Source organism: Vibrio albus (genome assembly GCF_003144035.1).
Classification (GTDB): Bacteria; Pseudomonadota; Gammaproteobacteria; order Enterobacterales; family Vibrionaceae; genus Vibrio; species Vibrio albus.
In genome coordinates this window covers 1-1,255 of the sequence record NZ_QFWT01000027.1, presented here as the reverse complement: position 1 = coordinate 1,255, position 1,255 = coordinate 1, and the positions used below count along the sequence as shown (strand labels likewise).

General features: G+C 45.7%; 2 tRNA genes, 1 rRNA gene and 1 pseudogene. 1 reads left to right on the top strand and 3 read right to left on the bottom strand.

From position 1 onward, the window contains the following. Positions 1-627: pseudogene (locus DI392_RS19345) on the top strand (IS630 family transposase); the annotation flags it as partial. Between the two features lie 267 nt (positions 628-894). Here DI392_RS19345 and DI392_RS19340 read toward each other — a convergent pair. The 3 genes from DI392_RS19340 to rrf form a co-directional block, all read right to left on the bottom strand. Next, positions 895-971, bottom strand: a tRNA-Trp gene (locus DI392_RS19340). 50 nt (positions 972-1,021) lie between these two features. After that, positions 1,022-1,098, bottom strand: a tRNA-Asp gene (locus DI392_RS19335). 40 nt (positions 1,099-1,138) lie between these two features. Next, positions 1,139-1,254 (bottom strand): 5S ribosomal RNA (gene rrf / locus DI392_RS19330). Position 1,255 lies beyond the last annotated feature (1 nt).

Genomic DNA, 1,255 nt, shown 5'->3' with positions numbered 1-1,255 from the left:
CAACACGCTCAAAACATCCAAAGCAATCCATTGAAAAACAAGAAGACTTTAAAAAAATTCCAAATAAAAACGATCCTTAAGATCCCTGGCCACGTGCATCTTAATGATGTTTTGATATGGTTTCAGGACGAAGCAAGATTCGGTCAGCGTAATACGACTACAAGAGCGTGGACCGAGAAGGGGACACGCCTAAGAGTGGTACAACAGCAGCAATTTGAATTCGCTTATCTTTTCGGTGCTGTCTGTATCAATACAGGAGAAACCGAAGCGCTGATTTACCCCATGAGCAATATGGATGTCATGAAAGAACATCTCAAACTGATTTCCAAAGCCACACCCATAGGAAAGCATTCCGTTGTAATAATGGATCAAGCAAGTTGGCATCAGCACCATTTAGCAGAACAGTTTCCTAATCTATCCATCATACACATTCCGCCTTACTCACCAGAATTAAATCCAATCGAACAAGTATGGAGTTGGCTACGTCAGCACGAGCTAGCCAATCGATGTTTTGAAAACTATGAAGATATAGTCAACTCTGTCGAGCGAGCATGGAACAGATTTAGAGAAGACACAAACCGAGTCATGTCTCTCTGTTTTAGAAGCTGGACAAATTTGACCAATTAATTAGTGCGATTGGTATAAAGTCCCTCCAAGCCTATGTAGTGCTGTTCGTTGGCGATATTCGACTATGTATCCCGCGACAGCAATGCATAGCTCTATAGCCCACAGAGGCACAGGTATCCATTCGACCGGATATGCACCGGAAAACTGGTTTGGAAAGCATAGCGAGATCGTTGGATAGAGAAATGACAGGTGGGTTCTAGGAGGCTTGAAGTTTATAGAACGACAGATATGAAAAAAGCCTCAGTCTTTCGACTGAGGCCTTGAAGATGGCAGGGGTGGAGAGATTCGAACTCCCAACACGCGGATTTGGAATCCGCTGCTCTGCCAATTGGAGCTACACCCCTGCAGTTCGTATTTAATGAGACGACTCTCACTTTCTATAATAAAGAAATAGTGGCGGAGTGGACGGGACTCGAACCCGCGACCCCCGGCGTGACAGGCCGGTATTCTAACCAACTGAACTACCACTCCGCAGTGGCATACTCGCTATTGCAAGTGTCCAAAATTTAAAGCCTGGCGATGTCCTACTCTCACATGGGGAAACCCCACACTACCATCGGCGCTATTGCGTTTCACTTCTGAGTTCGGCATGGAATCAGGTGGGTCCACAACGCTATGGTCGCCAAGC